The sequence below is a fragment of the Serratia sp. 506_PEND genome (genome assembly GCF_001076875.1).
GTDB classification, from domain to species: Bacteria; Pseudomonadota; Gammaproteobacteria; order Enterobacterales; family Enterobacteriaceae; genus Serratia; species Serratia marcescens.
On sequence record NZ_JVEL01000132.1, the window covers coordinates 1 to 293 of the forward strand.

1 pseudogene is annotated in these 293 nt (G+C 52.6%); it reads left to right on the plus strand.

Features of this window, described 5'->3' with window-relative positions:
- Positions 1-34 precede the first annotated feature (34 nt).
- Positions 35-293, plus strand: a pseudogene (locus ADK28_RS32385) (hypothetical protein); the annotation flags it as partial.

Here is a 293-nt window from a genome sequence, read left to right on the forward strand (position 1 = left end):
TGAACCAATGGCGGGAAGCCGCCGGGAGAAACCAATGAAAAACCAGTTAGCACAACGCATTCAAGCGTTCATGAAGCAATACGACGCAGCCGAGTTTAGCGCTGAAGAATTTGGACGAACCTATGCAACCAAGTTTTCTCAAGCATTGGCGGAACAGCTTTTGCAGTCGGCTTCCTTGGGGAACGAGGCGCAACTGTCTGAACCGCTTGTGTTGACCCTGGAACAGATTAAAGAGCTGGCACGCTTCGCTGAAGAGGAGGGCCAGCCGTCCTACACCATTACCACCGGCACTA